Genomic DNA, 12750 nt, shown 5'->3' with positions numbered 1-12750 from the left:
GCTCAACTGGCCACGTAGCTGGCGCAGCATTTCTTGAACTTCTGACCGCTGGCGCACGGGCAAGGGTCGTTGCGCCCGGCTTTCAGCCCGACCGTAGGGTCAATGAAGTACCAACGCCCGTCATGCTGGACGAACGCCGAGCGCTCGCGGTGCTGGTGATCGCCCTCCAGGTCGTGCCAGCGTGCGGTGAAGGTGACGAAGCCGTGCTCCGGCTGGCCGCCAAGCACCTCGGCTTTTTCCACTTCCAGCCCCAGCCAGGTGCTCTGGGCGCTCCAGCTGGCTATGGCGGCACGGTCCAGCCCCGCTTGCTGGGCAGGCAGGGTAGTGCTTACCAAGTAATCGATCAGGCCCAGCACGTAAGCGCTGTAGCGTGAGCGCATCAGCGTCTGTGCATCGGGTGCCGGAGTTCCGGCATGGTAGTGCCCGCAGCAGGCGTCCAGCAGGTTGCCACTGCCGCAGGGGCAAACCGAAACACTCATCATCACCACCAATACTTTCCAAAGTTTTCAGGGTTGGCCCAAAACCGCGCATTCAGCCAGTCCGGCACTTGCTTGTAATCATGTAGATCATAGGTGAACAGGCTCAGTACTTGCCCTTCACGCCGGAATTTTTCGCTGGCCGACAAGGCCAGGGCGAAGAAGTCAGTGTCTTGCCAGCCGCAGGCCGAGAGGTCGGCCAGCACAGCAACCCGGCTGGCATTGAGGTTACGAATGCCACCGAGCAGTTCCAGGCCCGTGCGCTTAGGCAGGTGTTCCAGGCAGTCCACCAGTACCGCCAGGTCAAAGCGTTGACTCGCAAGGTCTGCCGGCAGCGGGCCAGGCGCGGTCGTTGCGATGGCTACCTGCGGGTGTGCCTCGGCAAAGGCGTCCAATGCAGGGAAGCGCGTGCCTACCAGCAGCAGGCGCTGAGGGGTGAAACGCTCGAGCAGGGCTGCCAGGGCCTGCTGGGGTGTGCGCTGGGAAAAACCGTCGGTCATTGCCAATCCTCGTTCAAGTCGTCCAAGACTAGCGGGCCGCGGCGCGTGGGCAAAGCAGCATGTGACCGTGTCGTGGCTTATTGCTGGCAGGGATGGATTGCGCGGTCTTTACTCCCAGAGATCGGCCTTATGCCGATTCCCCCTAGGAGATGCAACGAAAATGAGCATAGTACGCACAGCGATACCCCTGGTACTGCTCACCAGTGTGTTGACTGGTTGTGCAGGTTTGCAAAAAACCGACTGGCCGAAGTGTGCTGCCGTCGGGGGCGTAGGCGGCGCCGCCCTGGGCGCCATCGAGAGTTCCAGCTGGGCTGGCTGGGGCGCGTTGCTGGGCGGCGGCCTGGCGGCGGGCTATTGCTGGGCCCATGGTGATGGCGACGAAGATGGCGATGGCGTGCCGGACAGCCGCGACAAATGCCCCGGCACCCCGCGCGGCGTGCAGGTCGATGCCAATGGCTGCCCTCCGGAGCCGGTTGCGGTAGTCGAAGAGGTGGTGGTGCAGAAGGAAGAAATCATCGTCATTCGTGACGTGCACTTCGAGTTTGACTCCGCGCGCCTGACCGCTACCGATAAAGAGCGCCTGAACACCATCGCCACCCGCCTCAAACAGGAAGCACCCAGTGCTCGTCTGAGCGTCAGTGGCCATACCGACAGCGTGGGGTCCGACAGCTACAACCAGAAACTGTCCGAGCGCCGTGCACATTCGGTGACCGATTACCTGGTCGAGAGTGGTGTACCACGCAGCAGCTTCGTCTCGGTGGTCGGTGCGGGTGAAACCCAGCCAGTGGCAGACAATGCTACGGCCGATGGGCGCGCCATGAACCGTCGCACGGAGATCAAGATCCAGCGGTGACGGCTTGCGCCCGTGCCTTGAGCAGTGGCGCGGGCGCGTCTTCAAACCGCTAAGCCGGTTGTGGCCAATGACACAAGGAGCGTCAGCATGCGTGTTATGTCGAAGACAGCACTGCCGTTGCTGGTGGTGACGAGCCTGCTTGCAGGTTGTGCCACCCACAGCGATGGCAGTGCGCCCCTCAATCAAAGGACCTGGCCCCTCTGCAGCGTGCTGGGCGGCCTGGCAGGTGGCGGCCTGGGCGCCATCGAAAGTTCAGCCTGGGCCGCGGGTGGCGGCGTGCTGGGGGCAATCACCGGCGGCCTGATCTGCTTTGCGCAGGACGGTGATGAAGATGGCGATGGCATTTTCGATCGTCGTGACCGCTGCCCCGACACGCCGGCCAATACCGCCGTCGACCACATGGGTTGCCCGCTCAAACAGAGTCCACCGCCATCACCGGCAGTCGAGCCTGCGCCAGAGGTGATTACTCTGGACGATAACGGGCAGGTGATGTTCGCCTTCGACTCCGCCGAACTCACCACCGCTGCTCAGCAGCGTCTGCAGGGGCTCTTGCCCAAGCTCAACGAGCCGGGGGTGACCCGGGTCAAGGTCATCGGCCACACCGACAGTGTCGGTTCCGACAGCTACAACCAGGCACTGTCCGAGCGCCGCGCCAGCAGTGTTGCCGAGTACCTGATCGGCCAAGGCCTGGCACCGGCCAAGGTCACCAGCCAGGGGCGTGGTGAAAGCGAGCCAGTCTCCGAGAACGACACCGAACAAGGCCGCGCCCATAACCGACGGGTGGAACTGCACCTCAACTGAGCAGTGCTGGCGGATGCCTGGGCAAGGCAGGTACTGTTGGTCGCACGGCCCGCTCGAACGGGCCGCTTCGACATAACAATAAAGGTATAGGGGCGGGGGTATGAAATTCATCCTGGGCCTGGGCAAGGTCCTGACGGTTGTCTTCTGGGGCGTGGCGCTGTTCAATTTGCTGATGCCGCAACCCTTGCCATTGAATTTACTGATCAACGCGGTAGGGATTATCCTGCTGAGCCTGCATGTGCTTGAGGTGCTGTTCTTCAACGCCAGCCTGCGGGGTCGCAGCCACCGTTGGTTCGACCGTCTGCAGATCCTGCTGACGGGTATCTTCCATGTCATGTCCATACCCCGTGCGCAGGAGGCGCCGCGTAATGCGTAATCTGATGTTGCTGGCCGTGTTGGCCGCTCCCCTGGCCCAGGCCGAAACCCTCGAAGTGGCCTCCAACTCCATGCTGCGCCTGCCCGACAAGTCTGCCAGCGTGCACCTGGAGCATCTGCGTGTGGCCGATTCGGCGACGTTGCTGTTGCCCGCCACGCTCACCGAGTTGAAAATCGATCATCTGCAACTGGGGCGTGAGGCGCGTATCGCCATTGCCCCCTCCGACCATCCACTGCGCATCGAGGCGCACAGTGCGAAGCTGGGCGAAGGCAGTGAGATCAGTGCGCCGGGTGCCCCGGGCACCTACCAGCGTGCGGCCCGTTCTGGTCGAAGCCTGGACTTGAAGCTGGATGAGATAGAGGCCGAGCAGCTCGCGATCGATGCGCGAGGCGGGGCCGGTGCGCCGGGTTATGTCGGGCTTGATGGCGCCAACGGCCAGGCCGGAGGCTGTACCTGGGGCCAGGCCAGCCGCGGCGCCAATGGCGATGACGGTGGCAACGGGCACGATGGCGCAGCGGGTGGGCGAATTCGTCTGAGCCTGCCACAGGGCTTCCCGCAGGAGCGCATCGTGGTGCGCCTGGATGGTGGGGCGCCGGGGCAGGCCGGTGCCGCAGGCAAGGCAGGCAAGGGCGGGGCGAGCAAGGGTTGCCTGGTCTATCGCACCGATGCCGGCGCCAGCGGCCGGCCGGGGCAAGCGGGCCAGCCAGGCCTGGCCGGTGCTTCGGGTGAGTTGATCTTGCAGCGTCTTTGACGTGAAGGGGCGGTGCGGCCCTCGGGCCGCGTCGCTTACAGCATCACGCGCGAACTGGCCACCGCCACCACCGCGATCCCCAGCAACAGGTTGATCCCGACCATCCGTCGAATCCGTCCCAGTACCGCAGCCCCTGCCGGCCAGTCCTCGGCTTGCACGGCCGTTTTCAGCTCTGGCAACAGCAACGCCTGAATGCGCATGAACAGGGCGAACATGGCGATGCCGCCACCGATCATCACCTGCACGTACTTCGGCGCCGTCTCCAGGCCGCTGAAGCGCATGTGCAACATGCCGATACCACTTATCGCCAGGATCGCGACAGCCAGCCAGACCCATCCGAAGAAGCGTCGGAAAACTTCCACCCACAACCGCAGGCGAGCAGGCCCGTCGAGGGCTGCAACCGTTGCCGGGCGCAGCACCAGCCAGGCGAAGAACATGCCGCCGACCCAGACCAGCGCGGCCAGGACATGCAGTGTGTAGGGCAGGGCAAAGGCAAGCATCCGGATCTCCATGCGGCATAAAGGGCAATAGCGGGGTATGATAGCCGTCCAATGCGAAACACTGAAAATATATCCAGCCCTTCGGGCGCCTGCAGACCATGATCAGCAACGAACTCAAAGCCACCATCCAGGGCGCCTACTCGCGTTTTCTCGAAGCCAAGAGCCTCAAGCCGCGTTACGGCCAGCGCCTGATGATTGCCGAAGTGGCCAAGGTGCTCGGCGACATCGCCTGCGACGATGAAGGCCGCCGTGCCGGCGAGCCTGCCGTGGTCGCCGTGGAGGCGGGCACCGGTACCGGCAAGACGGTCGCCTATGCGCTGGCCGCGATCCCGGCCGCCAAGGCCGCCGGCAAGCGCTTGGTGATCGCCACCGCCACCGTCGCCTTGCAGGAGCAGATCGTCTTCAAGGACCTGCCCGACCTGATGCGCAACAGTGGGCTGAACTTCAGCTTCGCCCTCGCCAAGGGGCGTGGCCGCTACCTGTGCCTGTCCAAGCTCGACGTACTGCTGCAAGAAGGTCACGCGCAGTCGGCCACTGCTCAGTTGTTCGAGGAAGAAGGCTTCCACATCGAGGTCGACGAGCGCAGCCAGAAGCTGTTCAACAGCATGATCGAAAAGCTGGCCGGCAACCGCTGGGACGGTGACCGTGACAGCTGGTCCGAAGCCCTGGAAGACCAGGACTGGGCACGCCTGACCACCGACCATAGCCAGTGCACCGGCCGCCACTGCCCGAACTTCCAGCAGTGCGTGTTCTACAAGGCTCGCGAAGGCATGGGCAAGGTCGACGTGATCGTCACCAACCATGACATGGTCCTGGCTGACCTGGCCCTGGGCGGCGGCGCGGTGCTGCCCGACCCCCGCGACACCATGTATGTGTTCGACGAAGGCCACCACCTGCCAGACAAGGCCATTGGCCATTTCGCCCATTATTCGCGTCTTCGCTCCACCGCCGACTGGCTGGAGCAGACCGCCAAGAACCTCACCAAGCTGCTGGCCCAACACCCGCTGCCGGGTGACCTGGGCAAGTTCATCGAACAGGTGCCAGAGCTGGCACGGGAGATCCGTACCCAGCAGCAGTTCATGTTCACCCTGTGCGAGCAGGTCGCGGACTTCCGCCCCAGTGAAGACACCGAGGGCCGCGAACGCCCCCGCTATCGCTTCGAAGGGGGCGTGATACCGGAGCAGATCCGCGAGGTGGGCATCGAGCTGAAAAAGGGCTTCGCCCGCCTCAACGATCTGTTCACCCGCCTGGCCGACCTGCTGAAGGAAGGCATGGACGGTGAAGTCAATATCGGCATCGCCAGCCATCAGGCCGAAGAATGGTACCCACTGTTTGGCAGCCTGGTGACCCGCGCCCAGGGTAACTGGGAACTGTGGACGGCCTTCACCGCCGAAGACCCCGAGGACAGCCCGCCCATGGCGCGTTGGCTGACCCTGGCCGAGAGTGGTGCGCTGTTCGACATCGAAGTCAACGCCAGCCCCATACTGGCTGCCGAAATGCTTCGTCGCAGCCTGTGGAGCGTCGCCCACGGCGCGCTGGTGACCTCGGCCACGCTCACCGCCCTGGGCAAGTTCGACCGCTACCGCATGCGTTCGGGGCTGCCGCGCGATGCCGTGACCTGTGTGGTACCCAGCCCGTTCGTGCATGGCGACGCTGGCTTGCTGCGGGTGCCCGACCTGGGCGCCGATCCGCGTGATGCGACGGCGCACACTGCGGCGATCATTCGTGAACTGCCGAACATGCTCGATGATGCCCGTGGCGCGCTGGTGCTGTTCTCGTCACGCAAGCAGATGCAGGATGTGTTCGACGGCCTGGACCGCGACTGGCGCAAGCTGGTGCTGATCCAGGGCAACCTGTCCAAGCAAGAAACCCTCAACAAGCACAAGGCGCGGGTCGATGACGGCCAGCACAGCGTACTGTTCGGCCTGGCCAGCTTTGCCGAGGGGGTCGACCTGCCTGGCGCCTATTGCGAGCACGTGGTCATCGCCAAAATCCCCTTCGCCGTGCCCGACGACCCGGTCGAAGCGGCCCTGGCGGAATGGATCGAGGCCCGAGGGGGCAATCCGTTCATGGAAATTGCCGTGCCCGACGCCTCTCTGCGCCTCATCCAGGCCTGCGGCCGGCTGCTGCGTACCGAGCAGGACCGCGGCGTCATTACCTTGCTTGATCGACGTCTGGTCACCCAGCGCTACGGCAAGGCTATTCTCAATGCGCTGCCGCCCTTCCGGCGGGAGATTTCCTGACAGCCGGAGCACACTGCACCGGCTTGTTGTCCATCACTCAGTCTTGGGCTCATGAGGGCCCTGAAGGAGAGCCCCAGCCTTATGGTCCGCCGTACCCTGCCCGTCGTATTCGCCCTGTTGTTCAGCTCGCCATTGCTGGCCGGGCAGCAGACGCTGTTCAGCTTCGTGCGCCCGGCCTCGGTGGTCAATGTGGTGACCGAGGATGCCGGCATGCCGCAGTACAACGCAGAGCAGACGGCCGGGGGTGAGGTATTGCGGCGCGTGGTGTTCAACCCGGCCGAGCGGCCGACGCTGCGCCTGAGCCCGCAGAGCGGTGTCTGGGACTGGTCTGCCGGGCAGTTTCTGACCTTACGCCTGCAAAGCGCCATGGACTGGGCGCTGACCGTGGACGTTACCGTGGTGGGCAGTGATGGCCGCACGCTGACCAGCCGCATCGACCTGCCCGCAGGGCCTGCCCAGACCGTGATGGTGCCGCTCACCGCCAGCTCACCGTTAAGCCAGGGCATGCGCGCCGGCCCGCCGATGCCGTGGACGTACGCTGGTCAGCGCCTGCTGCTGACCAGCAGCGCGGGCGCGGTTGACCTCAAGCAAGTGGCGTCTGTCAGCCTGAGCATTCCCAACCCCAAGGTGGCGCAGAACCTGCTGATCGAGAAGGTGGGTATTCAGGATGACGATCAGGCCTACAAGGCTGCCTACCATGAACTGATCGACGCGTATGGCCAGTCCACCCGCAGCCAATGGCCAGAAAAAATTGTCAGTGACGAGCAGCTCAAGGCTGCTGATGGCCGTGAGCAGCAGCAACTCAAGGGCTGGTTGGCCGAGCATGGCAAGCAGCAGTTGGACAGCTATGGCGGGCTGTTGGGCGGGCCGGCGTTCGAGGCCAAGGGGTTTTTCCGTACCGAGAAGCAGGGTGGCCGCTGGTACCTGGTAACGCCGGAGGGGCACCCGTTCTACTCGCTGGGTGTCAACGCCGTGGCCGCTGATGGCGGGCGCACTTATGTCGAAGGCCGTGATGGCATGTTCAAGGCGCTGCCAACCGAGAGCGATCCGCTGGCGGCGTTCTATGGCAAGGGTAACAACGACGACGGCAACGCCTCGTCACAAGGGCGTAACTTCAAGCAGGGGCGCTGGTTCGACTTCTATGCCGCCAACATCCAGCGTACCTATGGCAAGCCATGCCCACCCAGTGTCGAGGGGCAGCCTGCGGCCAACTGCCCGCCGCTGGTGCTGGACGCCTCGCGCTGGCAGGCGCACACGCTCGATCGCCTGCAAGCCTGGGGCTTCAACACCCTGGGTAACTGGAGCGATCCGGCCTTGGGCCAGGCCAAGCGCATGCCCTATACCCTGCCACTGTCGATTGTCGGTGACTACGCCAGCATCAGCACAGGCATGGACTGGTGGGGCAGCATGCCCGATCCCTTCGACCCACGGTTCGCCATGGCCACCGAGCGCGCCGTCGCCATTGCTGCCCGGGACCACCGTGATGATCCCTGGTTGATCGGCTACTTCGCTGACAACGAGCTGGCGTGGGCCGCGCCGGGCAATGACCCCAAGGCTCGCTACGGGCTGGCTTATGGCACCTTGCGCCTGACCACCGACGTGCCCGCCAAGCGCGCCTTCCTCAAGCAACTACGGGACAAGTACCGCAATCAGGAGGGGCTGTCCAAGGCCTGGGGGATCGAATTGTCCGCCTGGGAACTGATGGAAGACCCTGGTTTCGAGGCGCCCGTGCCCAACCCCGAGCACCCGGAAATTGAGCGGGATTACCAGCACTTCCAGCAGGTGTTCGCCGAGACCTACTTCAAGACCATCGCCGACTCGTTGAAGTGGCATGCGCCCAATCACCTGCTGCTCGGCGGTCGCTATGCCGTGAGCACGCCAGAGGCGGTCAAGGCCTGCGCCGAGTTCTGCGATGTGCTGAGCTTCAACTTCTATACCCTCAAGCCCGAGGACGGTTACGACTTCGCTCGCCTGGCCGAACTGGACAAGCCGGTGCTGGTTTCCGAGTTCCAGTTTGGCTCCCGCGATCGTGGGCCATTCTGGCCGGGGCCATTGGAAGTCGCACGTGAAGAAGACCGTGGGCCGGCCTATGGCAACTTCCTCAAGGCCGCGTTGGCGCAGCCGATGATTGTCGGTGCGCATTGGTTCCAGTACCTGGACCAACCAGCCAGTGGGCGGTTGCTCGATGGCGAGAATGGGCACCTGGGCCTGGTGGCGATTACCGATGTGCCGTATTCGGGGTTCGTCGAGGCCGTGCGTAAAAGCAACCAGCAGGCCATTGGTCAGTTGCGCGCTCAGTTGGCCAAGCCGCTCCCCTGAGCCATTGGGGCCGTCAACCGGCCCCTTTTATGGCGACCACCGAGCCTAAGCCAGTTTGCAAAACCGCCAACTACTGAAACAATGCACGCCATTTTCAGAAGGTCGTACGGAGAACAGTGGGTGCAGATCCAGGGTCACTATGAGCTGAAGTTCGAGGCGGTGCGCGAAGCCTTCGCCGAGTTGTTCGATGATCCCCAGGAGCGCGGCGCGGCGCTGTGTATTCAGGTGGGCGGCGAGACCGTGATCGACCTGTGGGCGGGCAGCGCCGACAAGGACGGGCAGCAGGCCTGGCACAGCGACACCATCGCCAACCTGTTCTCCTGCACCAAGACCTTCACGGCTGTCACCGCCTTGCAACTGGTGGGCGAGGGCAAGCTTGCCCTGGATGCGCCGGTGGCCCGTTACTGGCCCGAGTTCGCCCAGGCTGGCAAGCAGTCCGTCACCCTGCGCCAGCTGCTCAGCCATCGCGCTGGCCTGCCAGCTATCCGTGAGCTGCTGCCGGCCGAGGCGCTGTATGACTGGCAGGCCATGGTCGATGCCCTGGCCGCCGAAACCCCATGGTGGACGCCGGGCACCGAGCACGGTTACGCCGCCATCACTTATGGCTGGCTGATCGGTGAGCTTATCCGCCGCGCCGATGGCCGTGGCCCAGGTGATTCGATCGTGGCCCGTACGGCCCGTCCGTTGGGGCTGGACTTCCATGTCGGCCTGGCAGATGAAGAATTTTATCGCGTGGCGCATATCGCGCGCGGCAAGGGCAACCCTGGAGATGACGCGGCCAAGCGTTTGCTGCAGGTGACCTTGCGCGAGCCCGAGGCACTGTCGACCCGTGCCTTCACCAACCCGCCAGCGATTCTTACCAGTACCAACAAGCCCGAGTGGCGGCGCATGCAGCAGCCGGCGGCAAATGGCCACGGCAATGCCCGCAGCCTGGCCGGCTTCTATGCTGGGCTGCTCGATGGCAGCCTGCTCGAATCCGAGCTGCTCGACGAACTGACGCGCGAGCACAGCATCGGCCAGGACCGCACTTTGCTGACCCAGACCCGTTTCGGCCTGGGCTGCATGCTCGACCAACCGCAGGTGGCCAATGCCACCTTTGGCCTTGGTGCCCGTGCCTTCGGGCATCCTGGCGCGGGCGGTTCGGTAGGTTTTGCCGATCCGGAGCACGATGTGGCCTTTGGCTTTGTGGTCAATACCCTCGGCCCGTATGTGCTCATGGACCCAAGAGCGCAGAAACTGGTACGCGTTCTTGCCAGTTGCCTTTGATCGGGTAATGCGGGTATTGGCTGACCCCTTTGACTATCCTCACTGTCTACGCTTTAAGTGCGTTGGCAAAATTTCTTTTTATTTCATGGTGTATCGCTGATGTCTTCACATAAAACCTTAGCACTCGCCCTGTGCCTGACCGCCGTCACCGGCTGCGCCAGTCATTCCCCGGACGCCGCGAAGGGCAGTGGCTCCAGCTGGTGGCCTTTTGGTTCGGACCAGGTTGCCGAGCAGGAAGTGAAGGAAGCCGTCACCGAAAAAGTAGCCAAGGCCGATGCCAAGTCGGAAAGCGCCAGTCGCTGGTGGTGGCCGTTCGGGGGTGACGACAAGGCCAAAGGGCCAGTCGTGCCGAAAATCGACCAGAAAGCCACCCAAGCCTGGCTGGACGAGTACGAGCCCAAGCTGCGTGAGGCCATCAAGGACAGCAAGCTGGAGCTTGAGCGCCGTGACAACGTGCTGGCTGTGACCATTCCAGTGGACAGCGCGTACAACCCTGACCGCCCGAACATGCTGTTGCCCATGACTCTGGGGCCGATCACGCGTGTGGCCAAGACCGTCGAGGGCGATACCAAGACCGCCGTGTTGGTGCTGGGCCATGCCGACAGCAGCGGTGCCGCCGCCGCCAACCAGAAACTCAGCCTGGAGCGTGCCGCCTCGGTATCGGCGATCTTCCGCCTCAGCGGCCTGCAGCGTGATCGCCTGACCTTGAAGGGCATGGGTTCGGTGATGCCGCGTGCGGCCAACGACAGTGCCGAAGGCCGTGCATTGAACCGCCGGGTGGAAATGCTGCTGACGCCGCAGAACACCATGATCGCGCTGCTGGCCAAGTACCAGCAGGCCGCGCCGGCACCTGTACCGGCCTCGATGGTCGCCGTTCAGGATGCCAAGGCGCCTGCCGTCAAGGCTGCTAGCAAGCCCGCTGCCAAGGCTGCTGCCAAACCGGCTGCGAAGAAACCTGTCGCCAAGGCCAAGGCACCTGCCAAGACTGCCGCCAAGAAGAAAGCCGCGCCGGTCAAGCCTGCTGCCAAGAAGGCGACGGCTGACAAGAAAGTAGCCGCCAACAGCCCTGCGAAGACCAACTGATCGTCAAGGAAACGCAGCCATGACCCAATCCCTGGCCGATATGCGCCGCGACTATACCCGTGATGGCCTGGCTGAAGCCCAGGCCCCGAGTGAGCCGTTCGCTTTGTTCCACCAGTGGTTCGCCGATGCGGTGAAGACCGAGCAACCACCGGTCGAGGCCAACGCCTTGACCCTTGCCACAGTCGATGGCGAGGGCCGCCCCCATTGCCGCGTGTTGCTGCTCAAGGGGCTCGATGACCGTGGTTTTACCTTCTTTACCAACTACGAAAGCGCCAAGGGCCAGCAACTGCTGGCCAACCCTTTCGCCGCCATGACGTTCTTCTGGCCGGCGCTGGAGCGCCAGGTTCGGATTGAGGGGCGCGTGGAAAAGGTCACGGCCAAGGAGTCGGACGACTACTACCAGGTGCGCCCTCTGGGCAGTCGCCTGGGGGCCTGGGCCTCGCCTCAGAGCCGGGTCATTACCGGCCGCGAAGAGCTGGAAGGGCTGGTCAAGGCGACTGAGGCACGGTTCTCCGACGCTCAGCCACATTGCCCGGAGCATTGGGGAGGGTACCGTCTGTTGCCTGAGCGTATCGAGTTCTGGCAGGGGCGGGCGAGCCGCTTGCATGACCGGATGAATTATCGTCTGGTCGATGGGCAATGGCTGCGGGAGCGGCTGGCGCCTTGAAGTACCTGGGGCCGCAATGCGGCCCCAACGCCCATCCGGCTACCCCGGATAAGCCTGCGCCTCACGCGCCAACCAGGCTGCCAGGTCCTTGCGCTTGACCTTCTCCACCCGCGCCTGTTGCAGTCGCTGCAACATGTAGTCACGCTTGCGTACATCGTCCCCGGCCAGCGACAGCGCCAGATCCCGGTCCATCCAGCGGCGCATGCGCACATACAGCCACCCGTGGAAATACAGCCCTGCGACGGTCGTCACCACGACGATGAAGTAATCCATGGCTATCCTTGGTCTCACTTGAAAGGCCCCACGATACAGCCCAGACAGGCTGTACCCAGGCTGAATGAAAACAATTTTATTACGTCTGTGTCGTGACAGCCGTCAACGCGCAGCGTCTAATGGACACCGATGACTTTTGGAGACTTTACCCATGCGTAAATCCGCTTTGCTGGTGGCGACCTTTACCACCATGTCGCTGTTGCTGGGGGGCTGTGCCTCGAGCCTGACCGGCGATAGCTACTCCCGTGATGAGGCCCGTCGCGTGCAGACCGTACGCATGGGGACCATCGAAGCCCTGCGTCCAGTCAAGATCGAAGGCACCAAGACCCCGATCGGCGGCGGCGCTGGCGCCATTGTCGGCGGCGTTGCTGGCAGCGCAGTGGGTGGTGGCCGCGGCAGTATCGTCGCGGCTGTGATTGGTGCGGTTGCCGGTGGCCTGGCAGGCTCTGCCGCCGAGGAAGGCATTACTCGCACCCAAGGTGTTGAGATCACCGTGCGTGAAGACGATGGCAGCATGCGCGCCTATGTGCAGGCCGTTCAGGAAAACGAAATTTTCCGGGTGGGCGAACGTGTGCGCATCATGACCGTCGACGGTACCAGCCGCGTCTCGCACTAAGCCTCGCAAGGGCCATAGCGCAGAAA

Annotated in this window: 14 protein-coding genes; 10 read left to right on the top strand and 4 right to left on the bottom strand. The window is 63.8% G+C overall.

The genetic code is table 11. The annotated features are described in order from the left end of the window. Window positions 1-2: 2 nt before the first annotated feature. Both ACSSU5_RS04975 and ACSSU5_RS04970 read right to left on the bottom strand, forming a co-directional pair. A complete protein-coding gene (locus ACSSU5_RS04975; RefSeq protein ID WP_492560721.1) occupies window positions 3-479 on the bottom strand; it encodes a YchJ family protein in 477 nt (158 codons plus the stop codon). Window positions 480-481: 2 nt separating this feature from the next. After that, window positions 482-976 (bottom strand): DUF6231 family protein, encoded by a 495-nt coding sequence (locus tag ACSSU5_RS04970; protein WP_264311890.1) that lies wholly within the window; start codon window positions 974-976, stop codon window positions 482-484. 160 nt (window positions 977-1136) lie between these two features. Between ACSSU5_RS04970 and ACSSU5_RS04965 the strand changes: the two genes are divergently transcribed. The 4 genes from ACSSU5_RS04965 to ACSSU5_RS04950 all read left to right on the top strand — a co-directional run bounded on the left by ACSSU5_RS04965 (window position 1137) and on the right by ACSSU5_RS04950 (window position 3757). Then, window positions 1137-1829 (top strand): PA1041 family peptidoglycan-binding anchor lipoprotein, encoded by a 693-nt coding sequence (locus tag ACSSU5_RS04965; protein WP_264311891.1) that lies wholly within the window; start codon window positions 1137-1139, stop codon window positions 1827-1829. A gap of 87 nt (window positions 1830-1916) precedes the next feature. Next, complete coding sequence (locus ACSSU5_RS04960; protein ID WP_264311892.1) at window positions 1917-2630, top strand: PA1041 family peptidoglycan-binding anchor lipoprotein; 714 nt, start codon at window positions 1917-1919, stop codon at window positions 2628-2630. Between the two features lie 100 nt (window positions 2631-2730). Continuing rightward, window positions 2731-3006: a DUF1145 domain-containing protein gene (locus tag ACSSU5_RS04955; protein WP_264311893.1), complete on the top strand. Its 276-nt coding sequence runs from the start codon at window positions 2731-2733 to the stop codon at window positions 3004-3006. Then, a complete protein-coding gene (locus ACSSU5_RS04950) occupies window positions 2999-3757 on the top strand; it encodes a collagen-like protein (RefSeq protein WP_264311894.1) in 759 nt (252 codons plus the stop codon). Before ACSSU5_RS04955 ends, ACSSU5_RS04950 begins: the two co-directional genes overlap by 8 nt. A 35-nt stretch (window positions 3758-3792) precedes the next feature. Here ACSSU5_RS04950 and ACSSU5_RS04945 read toward each other — a convergent pair whose 3' ends face one another. Next, window positions 3793-4257: a CopD family protein gene (locus tag ACSSU5_RS04945; RefSeq protein WP_264311895.1), complete on the bottom strand. Its 465-nt coding sequence runs from the start codon at window positions 4255-4257 to the stop codon at window positions 3793-3795. 98 nt (window positions 4258-4355) lie between these two features. Between ACSSU5_RS04945 and dinG the strand changes: the two genes are divergently transcribed. The 5 genes from dinG to pdxH all read left to right on the top strand — a co-directional run bounded on the left by dinG (window position 4356) and on the right by pdxH (window position 11835). After that, on the top strand, window positions 4356-6500 hold the full coding sequence (dinG, locus tag ACSSU5_RS04940) for an ATP-dependent DNA helicase DinG (RefSeq protein ID WP_264311896.1): 2145 nt from the start codon (window positions 4356-4358) through the stop codon (window positions 6498-6500). 81 nt (window positions 6501-6581) lie between these two features. Next, the gene (locus tag ACSSU5_RS04935; RefSeq protein ID WP_492560720.1) at window positions 6582-8819 is read left to right on the top strand and encodes a beta-galactosidase; all 2238 of its coding nucleotides are present in this window, start codon (window positions 6582-6584) and stop codon (window positions 8817-8819) included. 120 nt (window positions 8820-8939) lie between these two features. Next, window positions 8940-10085: a serine hydrolase domain-containing protein gene (locus tag ACSSU5_RS04930; protein WP_264311898.1), complete on the top strand. Its 1146-nt coding sequence runs from the start codon at window positions 8940-8942 to the stop codon at window positions 10083-10085. A 99-nt stretch (window positions 10086-10184) separates the two neighbouring features. After that, window positions 10185-11168 (top strand): OmpA family protein, encoded by a 984-nt coding sequence (locus ACSSU5_RS04925; RefSeq protein ID WP_264311899.1) that lies wholly within the window; start codon window positions 10185-10187, stop codon window positions 11166-11168. 19 nt (window positions 11169-11187) lie between these two features. After that, a complete protein-coding gene (gene pdxH / locus ACSSU5_RS04920; protein ID WP_492560719.1) occupies window positions 11188-11835 on the top strand; it encodes a pyridoxamine 5'-phosphate oxidase in 648 nt (215 codons plus the stop codon). 39 nt (window positions 11836-11874) lie between these two features. Here pdxH and ACSSU5_RS04915 read toward each other — a convergent pair whose 3' ends face one another. After that, a complete protein-coding gene (locus ACSSU5_RS04915) occupies window positions 11875-12108 on the bottom strand; it encodes a hypothetical protein (protein ID WP_264311901.1) in 234 nt (77 codons plus the stop codon). Between the two features lie 151 nt (window positions 12109-12259). Between ACSSU5_RS04915 and ACSSU5_RS04910 the strand changes: the two genes are divergently transcribed. Beyond that, entirely contained in the window at window positions 12260-12724 is a 465-nt protein-coding gene (locus tag ACSSU5_RS04910; protein ID WP_492560718.1) for an outer membrane lipoprotein, read from the top strand. Window positions 12725-12750: the final 26 nt, after the last annotated feature.

The organism is Pseudomonas sp. E1MeOHC2 (assembly GCF_058745025.1).
The sequence above is the reverse complement of the archived record's forward strand: the minus strand, read 5'-3'. Positions and strand labels throughout refer to the sequence as shown.

Bases quoted from the DNA above. Each gene is read 5' to 3' on its own strand.
- ACSSU5_RS04950 (WP_264311894.1), top strand. From the start codon at position 2,999: ATGCGTAATCTGATGTTGCTGGCCGTGTTGGCCGCTCCCCTGGCCCAG.
- ACSSU5_RS04925 (WP_264311899.1), top strand. From the start codon at position 10,185: ATGTCTTCACATAAAACCTTAGCACTCGCCCTGTGCCTGACCGCCGTC.
- ACSSU5_RS04965 (WP_264311891.1), top strand. From the start codon at position 1,137: ATGAGCATAGTACGCACAGCGATACCCCTGGTACTGCTCACCAGTGTG.
- ACSSU5_RS04960 (WP_264311892.1), top strand. From the start codon at position 1,917: ATGCGTGTTATGTCGAAGACAGCACTGCCGTTGCTGGTGGTGACGAGC.
- ACSSU5_RS04915 (WP_264311901.1), bottom strand. From the start codon at position 12,108: ATGGATTACTTCATCGTCGTGGTGACGACCGTCGCAGGGCTGTATTTC.
- ACSSU5_RS04970 (WP_264311890.1), bottom strand. From the start codon at position 976: ATGACCGACGGTTTTTCCCAGCGCACACCCCAGCAGGCCCTGGCAGCC.
- ACSSU5_RS04935 (WP_492560720.1), top strand. From the start codon at position 6,582: ATGGTCCGCCGTACCCTGCCCGTCGTATTCGCCCTGTTGTTCAGCTCG.
- ACSSU5_RS04910 (WP_492560718.1), top strand. From the start codon at position 12,260: ATGCGTAAATCCGCTTTGCTGGTGGCGACCTTTACCACCATGTCGCTG.
- pdxH (WP_492560719.1), top strand. From the start codon at position 11,188: ATGACCCAATCCCTGGCCGATATGCGCCGCGACTATACCCGTGATGGC.
- ACSSU5_RS04975 (WP_492560721.1), bottom strand. From the start codon at position 479: ATGAGTGTTTCGGTTTGCCCCTGCGGCAGTGGCAACCTGCTGGACGCC.
- ACSSU5_RS04955 (WP_264311893.1), top strand. From the start codon at position 2,731: ATGAAATTCATCCTGGGCCTGGGCAAGGTCCTGACGGTTGTCTTCTGG.
- dinG (WP_264311896.1), top strand. From the start codon at position 4,356: ATGATCAGCAACGAACTCAAAGCCACCATCCAGGGCGCCTACTCGCGT.
- ACSSU5_RS04945 (WP_264311895.1), bottom strand. From the start codon at position 4,257: ATGCTTGCCTTTGCCCTGCCCTACACACTGCATGTCCTGGCCGCGCTG.